The organism is Rothia santali (genome assembly GCF_024199905.1).
Taxonomy (GTDB): domain Bacteria; phylum Actinomycetota; class Actinomycetes; order Actinomycetales; family Micrococcaceae; genus Rothia; species Rothia santali.
Genome location: NZ_JANAFB010000024.1, coordinates 13,717 through 28,398 on the forward strand (window position 1 = coordinate 13,717; position 14,682 = coordinate 28,398).

Consider the following 14,682-nt stretch of genomic DNA (forward strand, 5'->3'; position numbering starts at 1 on the left):
CGCCGGGGAGATCAGACATGGCTCCATCCTCGTCGATCGTGAGAGGAAAACGCCGGTGAGGCCTTGACCGTGTCCCCAGGGCACGGTTTCCGATGGTGATGCACGTACCCGTCCTCGCGGAGGAGCAGCACGCGATGCCCGTCATCTGCCCCACCGACGCGACGGCCACCGGAGCCCTGAGCGGCTCGACCAGGCCGCTGCTCGGCACCCTCCAGCGTCGCCCGACCGCCGTATCGGGCCCCGCATCCGTCTTCCGCTCCTCATCACGCCACTCCCGAAAGGCCACCATGACGACGACTCCCGATCCCACCCTCAACCAGCCCTCGAGAGCATCCTCCTCCGTCGACGGGTCCCGTCCCTTCGGCGCGCACCTGTCGATGCGGTGGTGGGTCCCCCTGGTTTTGACGATCATCGTCGTCGCCGCGATCTACGGCCTCCAGCTGCTGTTCGGGGCCCTCGCCGCCATCGTCGAGTTCGGCCTGCTCGGCAAGGATCCCGACGACTCCCCGCTGACCCCCTTGCCCTACCTGGCGACGAACCTCGCGATCATCCTCGTCGCCCCGCTCACGCTCCTCCTGCTCGCCAAGATGGGCCGAGTGCCCTGGCGATCCGCGCTGAGCCTGGGGAGGGCCTTCAGCCGGCGTCGGCTGGCCACGTATCTGGGGCTGTTCGCGGCGCTGATGGTGCTCGCGAACGCGGCGGTCCAGCTGATCAACCCCTCGCCGCTGTCCCTCTTCGCCGTGTCCGGCACGACCATCACCCTGCTGGCCGTGGTCGTGGTGACCACGCCGCTGCAGGCGGCCGCCGAGGAGATCGCCTTCCGCGGGGTGCTCACCGCCTCCTATGCTTCCTGGGTCCGGGCCTCCGGTCCGGCGCTCATCGTCGGCATCACCGGTTCGAGCGTGCTCTTCTCCCTCGTCCACACCAGCACCGATCCGTGGATGATCCTGAACTACCTCGGCCTCGGTGCGAGCACCGCCGTCATGGCCCTGATCAGCCGCGGCCTCGAAGCGCCGATCGCCTTCCACGTGATGAACAATGTCTTCGCCATGGGCATCGGGGCGCTCTTCGCCGAGGGCGATGGCATCGCGCAGGATCGCAGCGCGGGCGCCGGCGGGCCGTACATGCTGGTCTTCCTCGTCGCGGAGCTCGTCGCCGTCGCCGTCGTCTGGCTGCTCGAGAAACGACGACGCCGGAACCTGCGCTGAAGGCCCCAGGGCTCACGCGACCGGCTTCGCTTCGTCCGCGCAGTCCCGAATATGCCGACAACGGGCCGTAGGGGGTGAGAGAGCGCCGGCGAGGCAGCCTTCCCAGACCGACGATGCATGTCGGCCACGCCGCAGAAGGGAACGACGAGCGAGGGCGACGTCGCCGTCGCCGAGCAGAGGGCGCTGCCGCTGAGATGGCCGCAGTCCCGGGCCCGGTCCGGCGCTGGCACCGGCACCGGCATCGGCATCGGCATCGGCATCGGCGCCAGCGGACTGCCCGTGGTGAACAAGACCAGCAGCGGGAGAGGGCTGGGGACCCCCTACCGCACGCCGTACAGCGTGTGTGCCACCAGACGTTCCACGTCGAGATCCGCCAGCGGCACCTTCAGCACCAGGAGCCGGTGATAACAGGCCCCCCAGAGCTGGTCGATGATGATGTCGAGGTCCGCCTCGGCCCGCAGCTGGCCGGCGCGCTGTGCGGCCGTCAGCCGCCTGCGGGCCAGCTCACGCCGGGGAAGGGCGTACGTGCGCGACCACGCCTCGGCCAGGTCCGAGTCCATCTGCGCCGCCCCGATCAGCTCGGAGATCGGTTTGCCGGCGCCCCCGTCGGTCATGAGCCTCGTAAAGGACGTCAGCTGCGCGACGAGATCGGCCCTCAGGTCGCCAGTGTCGGGGAACTCCAGGTGGGGCCGGCTCTGCGTGAAGTACGCCTCCGCGGCCAGCGCCCCCGGGGAGGGCCACCACTTGTAGAGCGTCGTCTTGCTCGCACCGGACTCTCTCGCGATGCGTTCGAAGGTGACCGCCCGCAAGCCCTCCTCCAGCAGCAGGCGCGCCGCGGTCGTCAGCACGTCGGAGCGCACTTCTGCGACGGGGCGTCGGCCGCGGCCGCGACGAGCGGCGGGCGCCCCGGTCATCGCGACCTTTTTTGTGGACGAATCGTTCATTACCTTGCTAAGTTCATAGATGGACGGATCGTCCACATTTTATCGCGAGGAGGAGCCATGAACGGAACGGCAGACCGCGTCGCCATCGTCACCGGGGGATCCGGGGGAATCGGACGCGCCGTCGTCGAGCGCTTGGCGGCCGACGGCACCGCCGTCGTCGTCCACTACGCGGGTAACCGCCAGCGGGCCGAGCAGACGGTTGCCGAGGTCGTCTCCGCAGGCGGGCGGGCCATCGCGGTGGGCGGCGACGTCGCCGACGAGCAGGAGATGGAGTCCGTGTTCGACGCCGCCGAGCGGGAGTTCGGCGGGATCGACGTGCTCGCCCACACCGCAGGGATCATGCCGTTGGCCCCGATCGCCCAGATGGACCTGGAGACCTTCGATCGAGTCCAGCGCACGAACGTGCGCGGGACGTTCGTCGTCGACCGGCTCGCTGCGCGGCGCATGCGACCGGGGGGCGCGATCGTCAACTTCTCGACCTCCGTGACCAGGCTGCAGATCCCCGGCTACGGCGCGTATGCCGCGTCGAAGGGCGCGGTCGAGGCGATCACCCTCATCCTGGCGCGCGAGCTGCGGGGGCGCGACATCACCGTCAATGCGGTATCCCCGGGGCCGACGGCCACCCCGCTGTTCTTCGAGGGGAAGACCGAGGAACAGGTCGAGGGCATCGCCGCGGGCAATCCGATGGGCCGCCTGGGAGAGCCGGACGACATCGCCGAGATGGTCGCGTTCCTGGCCGGTCCGGCGCGGTGGGTCAATGGCCAGGTGCTCCACGTGAACGGCGCGGCCGCATAGTCGGCAGCTGGTTCAGCAGGCCAGTCTCAGCTGGGTTCTCACGCCGTCGGGATCGATCTCGGCGATCTTGGGCAACAGCAGCAACGAGCGGTAGAGGCTGGTCAGCTCCTGCACCTCGAGCTCGACACGAGTACTGGCGATCTTCCGGGCGATGTTGATCGTCGAACCCAGGATCACCTGGGACTCCGTGTGCCTGACCTCCTCGGTGAGCCCTTCGCCGAAGCAGCGATAGGGCACGGAGAGGAGCTTGATCCGCACCGAGCGGATGAACTCCTTGACAATCCCCGCGAACTCCGGGTCGTGAACGACCTCGGACTCGAAGAGCAGCCGGTACCCGTCGTCGCACTGCTTCGCGTAGTCCACGAAGACGGCCAGGATCGGCAGCGTCCGGACGACCTCGGACTGGTCCATGATCAGGAACCGGTCCAGGGCCGCATCGAGGCGGCCCGTGAACTCCCGGGCATGAGCGTTCAACACGACCTCGTACAGCTCGGCCTTGGAATCGAAGGAGCGGTAGAGCATCGGCTTCGAGACGCTCGCCTCGTGGGCGATGTCGTCGACGGTGATCTGGGCATAGCCCGACCCACCGAAACACCGAGAGGCCGCGTCGATGATCCCGCGGGTCATCTGCTGCTTGTTCGTCGTCGAACGCCTACCCATGTCGTGCCCTTCATCCATGTTCCACGCCCAGTTATCCCATATGGTTAATACTTTGGTCTGAGCTGCTGACGAACAGTTGTTCGTCGTGACGACGCGGACGGATGGGTCCGATCTCGACGCCGGGATATGATACTCCTCACGCTCGAGCCCGCGAAGCCTCCGCGTGGCAGCTGTCCGCGAGCTCCTCGCGGAGCGAGTGCCGGATCCGATGCAACGATCGTCACGGCACCCCGGGCCCCGCGCACGGATCGTCCACGACGCCGCATGTCATCCCATGTCCGATCATGTCGCGGAGGTGCATCGCCCCGGACTTGGCCCTACAGTGAGACCCCAGAGCAGGTCGCGCGGTCGGCATCCGCCTTCGCACAGGGACCGGCGCCGAGGACTGGGAGAGGTCATGGCAGACAGCGCGACCGAGCGACGTCGCAGCGGATCCGTGGCCGAGACCGCGGGGCCGGCCGCCGGAGGCGAAGCGTCGGGAGGCGAAACCTCCCCCGGGCGAGGATCCTCGCCGGGAAACGGGACGCCCCCCGACGCCGCCGCCGGTGCCCGCAGCGCCCTCCGACGCTCCCGCCGCCTCCGCCTCGCCCTGCAGGCCGGCGTCCTCGTGGTGGTCCTGCTGGCGTGGTGGCTGGTCACCGCGGTGCAGCTCGTGCCCCCGCTGTACCTGCCCTCCCCCGGCGCGGTGTGGCACGCGTTCGTCCAGGCCAACACCTGCCGCCCCATCGCGGAGGGACTGTCCCGGACCGTCTGCGGGGAGCAGAACTACTACCTCTGGGAGCACCTGGTGGCCTCCCTGCAGCGGATCGGCGTCGGCGTCGGGGCGGCCATCGTCCTGGGCCTCGTCGCCGGCTTCCTCCTCGGCTCCTCCCGGTGGCTGCAGGTCGCCTTCGAGCCGTATCTGAACTTCCTGCGCGCGCTGCCGCCGCTGGGCTACATCGGCCTGCTGATCGTGTGGCTGGGCATCGGGGACACCTCGAAGTTCGTGCTGCTGTTCCTCGCCGCGTTCCCGCCGATCGTCATCGCCACGATCCAGGGGGTCGCCGGCGTCTCCGAGGACCGGGTCAACGCGGCCCGGGCCCTGGGCGCCTCCCGCGGGCAGATCGCCCGGTTCGTGGTGCTGCCGTCCTCGCTGCCCAACATCTTCTCGGGCGTCCGGATCGCCGCCGGGTTCGCCTGGACCACCGTGGTCGCGGCGGAACTGAACAACGGCATCCCCGGCATCGGCGGGCTGGCCTACCTCTCGGGGACGCAGCTGAACACCCCGCTCACCATCGCCTGCATCATCACGATCGGCCTCGTGGCGGTCGCCCTGGACGCGATCATCGTCCGGCTCGGCCGCCTCCTGGTCCCCTGGCAAGGAAAGGCCTGAGCATGCCCCGGACAACGCCGCTCCCCTGGAGACGCGCCCTCGCCGCGGCGGTGGTGCTCGGCACCGCGGTCGTGGCCACCGGCTGCGTCGAGTCGGGCCGCACGGTCCACCCCGACGCCGTCCAGGCCGTCCCCGAGTGCCCCGTGGACCCGGACCCCTCGATCGAGACCACGGCCCGCATCGCCTGGCAGGCCATCCCCAACGGGGACCTCGTGGTCAAGGACCTGCAGATGCTCGAGACCTGCATGCCCAACGCGGACATCTCCTGGTCCAAGTTCGACTCCGGCGGCGACGTCGTGCAGGCCTTCGGCGCCGGGTCGGTCGACGTCGGCCTGGTGGGCTCCAGCCCGGCGGTGCGGGCCGTCTCGCCCCCGCTGGACATCGACCTGCGGATCACCTGGATCCAGGACGTCATCGGGGCGGCGGAGTCGCTGATCGTGCGCGACGACTCGATCACCTCGCTCCGGGGCCTCGAGGGGAAGAGGGTCGCCGTGCCCTTCGGGTCGACCGCGCACTACTCGCTGCTGAGCGCGCTGCGCGAGGCCGGGATCGACGGCTCGGTGGACCTCATCAACCTCTCCCCCGACAAGATGCTCGCGGCCTGGCAGCGCGGCGAGATCGACGCGGCCTGGGTCTGGGACCCCACGCTCTCCGAGCTGAAGGACTCCGGCCAGGTCATCCTGACGAGCGCGGACACCGCGGCGTCGGGCCACCCCACCTTCGACATGTCCGCGGCCCCCGCCGACTTCGTCGCCCAGAACCCCGACTTCATGCGCATGTGGACCGCCGTCCAGGACGACGCCGCCCAGCGCCTGGCCGGGGGCGACGACGCCGCGATCGAGTCAGTCGCGGTGCAGCTGGGCGTCTCCCCCGACGTCGTGCGCTCCCAGACCGAGGGGCTCACCTACCTGAGCGCCCGGGAGCAGGCGGGGCCCGAGTACTTCGGCGGCGCCCTCGGCGAGGTCCTGGAGGACACCTCCGGCTTCCTGCTGGACGTTCGCGAGACCGACGGGGTCGCCCCGGCGGAGACCTACCTGCAGATGCCCTATCCGGACGCGATCGAGGAGGTGGCGGCCCGATGAGCCGTCCCGCACAGCACACCGGCGACGCCGAGGGCGGCCGGCCGCCGTGGGCCGGGGCCACGGACTCCGGGGCCTCGGCGGCCGGGGCCGCGTCCGCCGGCTCGGCGGAGACGCGCCCGACCGAATCCGCGGATCCGCGGTCCCCCGGCGCGGCGGATCCGCGATCCCCCGGCGCGGCCGACGCGCCCGCCCGGAACGAGGCCACCCCGACCCGCGAGCTCGTCCTCGACCGGATCAGCCACCACTACGTGACCGACGCCGGGAACGTGGTGCACGCCGTCGAGGAGACGAGCCTGCAGATCCCGGCCGGGCAGTTCGTCTGCGTCGTGGGCCCCTCCGGCTGCGGCAAGACGACGCTGCTGAAGATGCTCGCCGGGTTCCTCGCGCCGAGCGGCGGCGAGGCGCGGTACGGCTCCGAGGTGATCACCGGGCCCTCGCACCAGCGCGGCGTCGTGTTCCAGCAGGCCAACCTCTACCCGTGGCTGACGATCCGCGGGAACGTCGAGCTGGGCCCGCGCTTCCGCCGGGTGCCCCGCCGGGAGCGGGCCGAGCGCACGGACCGGCTCCTAGAGATGGTCGGGCTGCCCCAGTTCGCGGGCGCCAAGCCGTACGAGCTCTCGGGCGGCATGCAGCAGCGCGCCCAGATCGCGCGCGTGCTGGCCAACCAGCCCGACGTCGTGCTGATGGACGAGCCCTTCGGCGCCCTCGACGCCCTGACGCGCGAGCGCCTCCAGGCGGACCTGCTGCGCATCCAGCGCCAGCGCCGCCAGACGGTCTTCTTCATCACCCACAGTGTCGAGGAGGCCGTGTTCCTGGGCGACCGGGTGCTCGTGATGAGCCCGCGGCCCGGCCGGATCGTGCTCGACGAGCGGGTGGACCTCGCCTCGACCTACGGGCCCGAGGTGGGGGCCGAGATGAAGTCGACGCCGGAGTTCATCGAGATCCGGGACCGCGTGGCGGGGGCCATCCAGGTCGGCTGAGCCCGGTGCGGGGCCCGGCGTCGTCCTCGACGACGGCACCGCCTTCACCGGCGACGCCCTCACCGCTGGCATGATCACCCGGTGCACGGGCGGGCCCCTGTTCGTCGAGGACGCCGAGAGCACCCGCGCGGCAACCGGGGCAGGCACCGGCGTCGTGATGCAGGGCACGAGGACCCGCGCGCCCGCCCACCCTAGACTGGCCCACATGCATTCGACCCCCGCCCCGCCGCGCCCCCACCCGCTGAGGCGCCGCCCCTGGCCCTGGCTGCTGCCCGTCCTCACGGGCGCCGTGGGGGTGCTCCTGGGGGCCCTGCTGACCCTGGTGGGCGTGGTGCTCTCCTCGCCGGAGGCCTCGGGGACCAGCTCGACCACCGCGGACGCCGTCCGGACCTGCGGGCTCGGACACCGGGACGACGTCGGCTTCGGCGCGAGCGGACAGGGCCCCGACCTGCGGATGAACTGGGCGGCCGGGGCGGACGAGGCCGAGGAGTTCGACGTCGCGCGCGGCGACGTGGTGTGCGTGCTCGAACGGCTGGGGGCCACCTCGGCGGACGTCCACCGGCTGCTCGACTCGGACCGGGCCAGCGCCTCGGTGGTGCTGGAGCGCTATCAGGTCACCGCGCACCTGGATGACGAGAGCCACCAGTACGCGGACTTCCAGCCGACCGGGTGACCGCCTGACCGCCCGGCCGCCCGGCCGCCCGGCCGCCCGGCCGCCTAGGATGATGCCTCGCCCTCGAGGTTCCATCCCGGTCGTCGTCGCCCCGGTCGTTCGAGCTCAGGGCCCCTGCCTCGGGGCGCAGCCCCAGCCATCCGCCGGAGCCATGCCGGAACTCGCTCGCGAGGTGCTTGGTATGCTGGTCGAGCCTGGGCCAGATTCCGTGGGCGATGAGGAGGGTACCGGTGTCGACGCAGACCACCCGATCCCGCCGTCTCGCGCGCGGCTGGAGCGTCGCGTCTGTCGCGATCTTCGGGGGCGCGAGCGCTCACGTGGTCGCCGGGGGCCAGCTCCCCAGCACCGCGACCCTCGCCGCATGCTGGGCACTGGCTGGTCTGCTGTGCACCGTCTTGGCGGGCCAGCGGCACCGGGCGACCTCCACGGCCGCGAGCGTCATCGGGTCGCAAGCCGTTCTGCACTGGCTCTTCGAGCGCGCGCCTTCGCCCGCCGGCGCCCCTCTCTCCGGCGAGGGACCGCACGCAGGACATCTGCAGCACCTGGCTTCCAGTCCCGCCGTGCCCATGCAGCACGACGCCCTCGATCCCGTCATGGCCGCGCTCCACCTCGGCGTCGCCCTGGCCACCCTGATGTTCATCCGTCGCGGCGACGCGGTGCTGAGGACGGTCGAGGAGGCCGTCCGGATCGGCTTGGGCCGCCTCTGGCGCGTTCCCGTGCTCCGTTCTCCTCTGCCCCGCGTGCGCTCGGGTCTGATCGCCTCCGCCCCGCGCCTGTTGAGCTCCCTGGCCCGCCCCGGGCCGGTCTCGGTCCGCGGTCCGCCGACTCCATCTCTTCCCTAGTCATACACATTTTCTGCCTCAGGAGCCCGTCACGGTCTCCTGGTGCTTCCTTGACTCAGAGAGATTTGGACCCATCATGACCGCTTTCGTTTCCGCGCGCCGTCTTTCGGCCGCGACCCTGGCACTGACCGCCGCACTGACCCTGGCCGCCTGTGGTTCGGCAGGCGAGGAGCAGGAGTCCGCCGGCTCCAACGCCCCGGCCTCCTCCGACCCGACCGGCCTGAGCGTCTCCGACCCCTGGGTGAAGTCCGCCGACTCCGGCATGACGGCCGCCTTCGGCACGCTCACCAACGACACCGACCACACCGTGACCATCGAGTCCGTCTCCTCCGAGGCGTCCCCCGAGATGCAGCTGCACGAGACCGTCATGGACGACAGCGGCGTCTCGACCATGCGGGAGAAGTCCGGCGGATTCGCCATCGAGCCCGGCGCCTCCCTGACGCTCGAGCCCGGCGGAGACCACTTCATGTTCATGGGGCTGACCTGCTCGCTGATGGCCGGCGACGACGCCGAGGTCACCGTGACCACCGACGACGGCTCCCAGCTGAGCTTCGAGGCCCCGATCCGGGACTACCAGGCCGCCCAGGAGAACTACGACCCCTCCGCCGAGGAGCCCGAGGCCGGCGCGATGGACCATTCCGAACACGACATGGACGGGATGGACCACTCGCAGATGGAGGGCATGGACCACTCCGACATGGAGGGGATGGACAGGGGCGGGGAGGCCTCCGCCACGCCGCTGCCCTCCTGCGGTCAGTAGCCGGGGGACGCAGTGACCAATCGAAAGGACGACCGAACGAGCGCGGGACGTCTGTTCACGCGCCGGAACGCTCTGATCGGTGGGGCCACGGTGACCGCGGGCGCCGTCGCGGCGGGCGGCATCAACGCCGTCCGCCGCGACGGCGGCGGGAACCCGCAGGTCGAGGAAGCCGGCGCCACCGCTCCTCTCGCCGACGCCGTCGTGGGCTTCCACGGGGACCGGCAGGCGGGAATCACCACCCCGGCGCCGGCCTACGGAAACTTCATCGCCGTCGGCCTGCGCGCGGGTCTGGACCGCACGGATGTGCGCCGCATGCTCAAGGTGCTCACGGCCGACGCCGCGGACCTCACCTCCGGGCTGCCCCCGATCGCCGATCAGGAGCCGGAGCTCGCCGAGATCCCGGCCAACCTGACCGTGACGGTGGGGTTCGGCGAACGGGTCTTCGACATCGTGGACCCGGCCGCGAAGCCGGAATGGCTCAAGCCCCTGCCCGCGTTCGAGCAGATCGACCAACTGAGAGAGGAGTACAACGGCGGAGACCTGGTGCTGCAGATCTGCTCGGACGACCGGATGACGCTGGCCCATGCCCAGCGGGTTCTGCTCAAGGGGCTGCGCTCCTTCGGCGAGGCCAAGTGGGTCCAGGAGGGGTTCCGCAACGCCTCCGGCTCGTTGAAGAAGGGGACGACGATGCGCAACCTCTTCGGCCAGGTCGACGGGACGATCAACCCCACCACCGAGGACTCCAGCATGGACGAGGTCGTCTACGGCGACCTCGAGGGCCTGGAGCCGTGGGCCCCGGGTGGGACGTCGCTGGTGATCCGGCGGATCCACATGAACCTGGACACCTGGGACGAGGCGGACCCACCGGGCCGGGAGGACGCCGTCGGCCGCAGGATCTCCAACGGAGCGCCGCTCACGGGACAGCGTGAGGAGGACCCCGCCGATCTGTCCGCTACGACTCCCCTGGGCTTCCCCGTGATCGGTGACTACGCGCACATCCGGCGTGCCACCGCGACGACCCCCGAGGAGCGGATCCTGCGCCGGCCGTACAACTACGACCTCCCGGTCAGCGCTGCCGGCGGGCTGGCGGTCAAGGACTCCACCTCCGGCGGGGTCAGCGACTCCGGACTGATCTTCGCCTCCTACCAGGCGGATCCAGTCAGGCAGTTCCTGCCGATCCAGCAGCGACTGGCCGAGCTGGACATGCTGAACATGTGGACCGTGCCCATCGGGTCAGCGGTCTTCGCCATCCCGCCGGGGTGCTCCCCGGGCGGCTTCGTCGGGGATCTCCTCTTCGAAGATTGACCCCCCGGCGCCTCGCCCGAGGAGGGGATGAGCACAGACGGAACGCCCCCGACCCTTCGTGGTCGGGGGCGTTCTCGTCGTGCTCCGACGCGTCGTCTCCCTGACGCGCCGTCACGAACGCCGGGTCTGTGCCCGCGGGCCCGCCTTCTTCTGACCGCCTCTGTTCCTCAGCTGCCACAGCACGTCGATGACGACGAAGATCGCCAGCGGGATGCCCAGCAGCGGGATGAACAGACCGAGGATCACCGCGGGCACCCCCACGGCGATCCAGGCCCACCACGGTGCCCGCGGCAACCCCGGCTTCGGCGCCTTCGGGCGGGCAAGCGTGGGACGACGCTTGAACCACATCAGGTATCCCCAGATCACCATCGCGCACAGCCCGATCGCGAGAAGGAGCAGCACCAGCTGATTGGCCAGGCCCATCCACAGGCCCATGTGCATGGCGATGCCCCATTCGGCCATCTTCGCCGGCAAGGAGTAGTCGTCGGCGAATGAGACGTAGTCGGTGACCTGCATCGTGGTGGGATCCACAGCGGCCGAGTCCACGTTGGTCGGGAAGTGCCGGTCGTTCTCCTTCACCACCCACGCCACCGCGGGATCGGGCGAGGGCGTGATCTCCAGTCTCGGTGAGTCGATGCCGGCCGCTTGGGCCGAGGCGATCGCCTCGTCGTACCCCCGGCTGACATCGACCATGGGCCCGGTCATCGAGGACATGTCGTGCCCGGCGTGACCGTGGCCGGCATGTCCGGCATGCTCACCTGCCGGAGCGGCCTCGCCGTCCCCCAACGCCGTCGAGGCGGCCGGGGTTTCCCAGCTCAGCGCGGTCCGCAGGTCCGCGACATTGGTCCCGGCGTATTGGGACCAGGTCAATCCGGTCGCGGAGAGGAACCCCATGCCGATCAGCAGCCAGATCCCGGTGGCATAGTGCCAGTTCAGGATCTTCGCCCGGCCCTTCAGGCCACGGACCGGGAGCACCGATTCTCGCAGCGCCCGGCGCTTGGTCCGTCCGGCGCGAATCCGTGAGGTCAACTGCGGGATCCACAGGATCAGGCCGCCCAGGGCCACGACCCAGAGCCAGGAGGCTGCCAGCTCGGAATAGATCCGGCCGGGGTCGCCGAGGTTCAGGCTGCGGTGCAGCTGATCGATCCAGGTCCGCAGCGGCAGCGCTCCCGAGGACCCGTAGGCCGTCAGCTCACCTTGGACCTCGTTGGTGACGGGGTTGACGAAGACCGCGTGCGACTCGGAGGCCTCGGCTTCCTCCGGGTCGATGAACATCACCCGGGTGGTCTCGTCGGGCGCCGGTGCCGGCCGCACCGCGGAGAGCTGCTCTGCCGCGACGTCGCCGGCGCCGCCTGCCGCACGGTCCTGGTCGTCGTAGTACCGGATCGCGGTCGCGACCTGGTCGTCGATGTCGACGTGCTCACCGGTCTGGCTGATGTAGAGCTCGTGGTGGTAGACCGCTTTCTCGATCTGGGGTGAGAGCGCGTAGAGGGCGCCGGTCGCGGCGGCGATCAGGATGAAGGGCCCGATGAGGATGCCTGCGTAGAAGTGCAGGCGCAGGACCATGGCTCTGAACCACCCGCGGTCCCTTCTCGGAGCGCGCGGATCGGTCGTGGGGGGCGGCCCTGTTTCAGGGCGCGGGGAATCAAGGGTTGACATGACAGTTCCTTCTCGCGGTGATGAATGGAGGCCGACGCAGGGGTCACCTGACCCGCGGCACCGTTTCGTGCCGGGCGGGGGTCAGGCTCGCTGGGTCAGCTGAGGGCGAGAAGAGACGGTGGCCCACGAGGTGGGTCGGCGGGATAGACCCGCGGGCGAAGGCGCGGCGGCCTGAGCCGCCAGAAGATCAGTCGAGGGGCCGGACGGGGCAGGGACAGCGGCAGCAGCCGGATGATCCACGGCAGGATCAGGACGGTCAGCACCCACAGCAGAGCCTCGACGTTGGCGACCACGGCTGCGGAGAGCACGGTGCCGAGGACGTGCATCAGCAGCATCGACGGCGCGGAGTGGTCCATGCCCGCCATGGTGGGGTCCGCACCGGCCGCGTCGTGGAGGTGCGTGAGACCGGCTCCGGCGGTGCCCGGTGACGTCATGCCCGCACCGTGCCGCGCGTCGTCCTGCGCGGCGAAGGCAGTCATGGACCCGCCCCCGCTGATCAGCGACGGCCGGCCCTCGGACGGCCGCAGCCCGTGAGAGGCGGCGCTGATGAGGAAGTGCAGGTAGAGCTGACCCGCTGCGAGCACGAAGATGCACCCCAGGAAGCCGATGCGGTGCCGGCTCAGCGCGAGGCAGGCGCCCAAGAGCGGGGCCAGGAGGGCCAGGAACCACGGGGTGATGGACAGCTGACCGCCGCCCGCGATGTGCGCGGTGGTACCGAACCACAGGATGAGGAAGGCCAGGCCCAGGGCCTTCAGCGCGCGCCACATGGCGGAGGGGGGATCCACCACGCGGCGCCGGCTGCAGGTCATGTGGTCAGAGTACTCGCTCGGTCCCCTCACAGGGGGTTATGCGCCGCCATGCCTCGAGGTCACCCGGCGTTCGTCCGGCGCTTCTTCCCCACGTGGTGCGCCACGTAGGCGATGACCCACAGCGCGACGCCGATGATCAGCAGCATGCCCGCGATCTCGTACTGGAGCCAGTCCTCGCGGCTGCGGGCCCACGGCCCGGCGAGGAACAGGCTGGCCACCGCGCCGATGATCGGGATCAGCGTCGGGGCGCGGAAGGCGCCCTGCGGCGTCGGGTCCCGCCGCAGCACGAGCAGGGCGACGTTGACGACCGCGAAGACGCACAGCAGCAGCAGCGACGTCGTGCCGCCGAGCGCGCCGACGATGCTGCTCTCGGAGTCGAGGTTCACGTAGACGACCAGGCCCACCGCCAGCAGCGTGCTGAACAGGATGGAGACCCACGGCGAGCGGCGCTTGGGCAGCACCAGGCCGAAGGCGCGCGGCAGCACGTCCTGCTTGGCCATGCCGTAGAGGAGCCGGCTGGCCATGAGCATGTTGATCAGGGCCGTGTTGACCACCGCGAAGATGGTGAGGAACGGGAAGATCGCGTCCACGGGGATGCCCGGCGCGCCGATCCGCACGACGTCGAGCAGGATGCCGGCGTCCGGGTTCTGGGGGTTGAGCAGGTCACCGGCCGGGATCACCATGATCACGGTGATCGCGACCATGACGTAGATCAGCGCGCACAGCCCCAGGCCGGTGAGCATGATGCGCGGGAAGTCCCGCTTGGGGTTCTTGCACTCCTCGACCAGGTTGACCGAGTCCTCGAAGCCGACCATCGCGAAGAAGGCGGTGGCCGTGGCCATGGTGACGGCCGCGAAGGCGTTGCGGTCGCCCGGGGTCTCGAAGACGACGAGGCGGCCGACGTCGCCCTCGCCGTTGACGATCGCGACGACGCCGATGAAGATCACCACCGCCATGATCCCCAGGGTGACCAGCGTCAGCACCACGTTGAACTTCACGCTCTCGCCCACGCCGCGGAGGTTGATGAGGGCGAGCACCAGGATGATGGCGATCGCGGCCAGCATCGTGGCGGTGGAGTCGGTGGGGACGCCGTCGACGAACTGCCCGACGCCGATGAGCAGGTTCTGCCCGACCAGGGTCGAGGACGTCGCGGCGCTGGTGATGCCGGAGCTCGCGACCGCGAAGGCCACGATGAACGTCACGAAGTGCACTCCGAACGCCTTGTGCGTGTACAGGGCCGCGCCCGCCGCCTGCGGGTACTTGGTCACCAGCTCCAGGTAGGAGAAGGCCGTCAGCGTCGCGATCGCGAAGGCGATGATGAACGGCAGCCAAGCGATGCCGCCGACCTGCCCCGCGACCTTGCCGGTGATCGCGAAGATGCCGGCGCCGATGATGTCGCCCATGATGAGCAGCAGCAGGAGCTTGGGGCCGATGACCTTCTTGAGGCCCGGGCCCCCCTCGTGCACTTCCTCGAGCGCCTTCGTCATGCTCATGATGTTCACCTCTCCTCGGTCGCCGCCGTGCGAGCGGCGGTCGTGGTGCGACGCCTTCGGCGCGGCCCGTTCAATCTACCCGACGGGCGACACTGCGCAT

The 14,682-nt window shown here is 70.3% G+C and carries 14 protein-coding genes; 9 read left to right on the plus strand and 5 right to left on the minus strand.

Going from position 1 to position 14,682, the window contains the following annotated elements:
* Positions 1–98: 98 nt before the first annotated feature.
* Positions 99–1,208 carry a CPBP family intramembrane glutamic endopeptidase gene (locus NBM05_RS10245; protein WP_254166982.1) on the plus strand — a complete coding sequence of 370 codons (1,110 nt, stop codon included), beginning with the start codon at positions 99–101 and terminating at the stop codon, positions 1,206–1,208.
* Between the two features lie 320 nt (positions 1,209–1,528).
* On the opposite strand, the gene NBM05_RS10250 is transcribed toward NBM05_RS10245, so the two are convergent.
* Positions 1,529–2,188, minus strand: coding sequence for a TetR/AcrR family transcriptional regulator (locus NBM05_RS10250; RefSeq protein WP_254166984.1), 660 nt, complete (start codon positions 2,186–2,188; stop codon positions 1,529–1,531).
* A gap of 21 nt (positions 2,189–2,209) precedes the next feature.
* On the opposite strand from NBM05_RS10250, the gene NBM05_RS10255 reads away from it, so the two are divergent.
* Entirely contained in the window at positions 2,210–2,947 is a 738-nt protein-coding gene (locus tag NBM05_RS10255; RefSeq protein WP_254166986.1) for an SDR family oxidoreductase, read from the plus strand.
* Between the two features lie 12 nt (positions 2,948–2,959).
* Here the strand turns inward: NBM05_RS10255 and NBM05_RS10260 are convergent, their stop codons facing one another.
* Entirely contained in the window at positions 2,960–3,607 is a 648-nt protein-coding gene (locus NBM05_RS10260) for a TetR/AcrR family transcriptional regulator (protein ID WP_254166988.1), read from the minus strand.
* A 397-nt stretch (positions 3,608–4,004) separates the two neighbouring features.
* On the opposite strand from NBM05_RS10260, the gene NBM05_RS10265 reads away from it, so the two are divergent.
* From NBM05_RS10265 to NBM05_RS10295, 7 genes are all read left to right on the plus strand, one after another.
* A complete protein-coding gene (locus tag NBM05_RS10265) occupies positions 4,005–4,979 on the plus strand; it encodes an ABC transporter permease (protein ID WP_254166990.1) in 975 nt (324 codons plus the stop codon).
* 2 nt (positions 4,980–4,981) lie between these two features.
* The gene (locus NBM05_RS10270; protein ID WP_254166992.1) at positions 4,982–6,061 is read left to right on the plus strand and encodes a taurine ABC transporter substrate-binding protein; all 1,080 of its coding nucleotides are present in this window, start codon (positions 4,982–4,984) and stop codon (positions 6,059–6,061) included.
* A complete protein-coding gene (locus NBM05_RS10275) occupies positions 6,058–7,041 on the plus strand; it encodes an ABC transporter ATP-binding protein (protein WP_254166994.1) in 984 nt (327 codons plus the stop codon). Before NBM05_RS10270 ends, NBM05_RS10275 begins: the two co-directional genes overlap by 4 nt.
* A gap of 205 nt (positions 7,042–7,246) precedes the next feature.
* Positions 7,247–7,714 carry a hypothetical protein gene (locus tag NBM05_RS10280; protein WP_254166996.1) on the plus strand — a complete coding sequence of 156 codons (468 nt, stop codon included), beginning with the start codon at positions 7,247–7,249 and terminating at the stop codon, positions 7,712–7,714.
* Between the two features lie 230 nt (positions 7,715–7,944).
* Positions 7,945–8,556 carry a hypothetical protein gene (locus tag NBM05_RS10285; RefSeq protein ID WP_254166998.1) on the plus strand — a complete coding sequence of 204 codons (612 nt, stop codon included), beginning with the start codon at positions 7,945–7,947 and terminating at the stop codon, positions 8,554–8,556.
* 76 nt (positions 8,557–8,632) lie between these two features.
* Positions 8,633–9,316, plus strand: coding sequence for a copper chaperone PCu(A)C (locus tag NBM05_RS10290; protein WP_254167000.1), 684 nt, complete (start codon positions 8,633–8,635; stop codon positions 9,314–9,316).
* A gap of 12 nt (positions 9,317–9,328) precedes the next feature.
* The gene (locus NBM05_RS10295; RefSeq protein WP_254167001.1) at positions 9,329–10,621 is read left to right on the plus strand and encodes a Dyp-type peroxidase; all 1,293 of its coding nucleotides are present in this window, start codon (positions 9,329–9,331) and stop codon (positions 10,619–10,621) included.
* 111 nt (positions 10,622–10,732) lie between these two features.
* Here NBM05_RS10295 and NBM05_RS10300 read toward each other — a convergent pair whose 3' ends face one another.
* From NBM05_RS10300 to NBM05_RS10310, 3 genes are all read right to left on the minus strand, one after another.
* Positions 10,733–12,187: a PepSY-associated TM helix domain-containing protein gene (locus NBM05_RS10300; protein ID WP_254167003.1), complete on the minus strand. Its 1,455-nt coding sequence runs from the start codon at positions 12,185–12,187 to the stop codon at positions 10,733–10,735.
* 188 nt (positions 12,188–12,375) lie between these two features.
* The gene (locus NBM05_RS10305; RefSeq protein WP_254167005.1) at positions 12,376–13,089 is read right to left on the minus strand and encodes a hypothetical protein; all 714 of its coding nucleotides are present in this window, start codon (positions 13,087–13,089) and stop codon (positions 12,376–12,378) included.
* A 59-nt stretch (positions 13,090–13,148) separates the two neighbouring features.
* On the minus strand, positions 13,149–14,582 hold the full coding sequence (locus NBM05_RS10310) for an APC family permease (protein WP_254167007.1): 1,434 nt from the start codon (positions 14,580–14,582) through the stop codon (positions 13,149–13,151).
* Between the last annotated feature and the right edge of the window lie 100 nt (positions 14,583–14,682).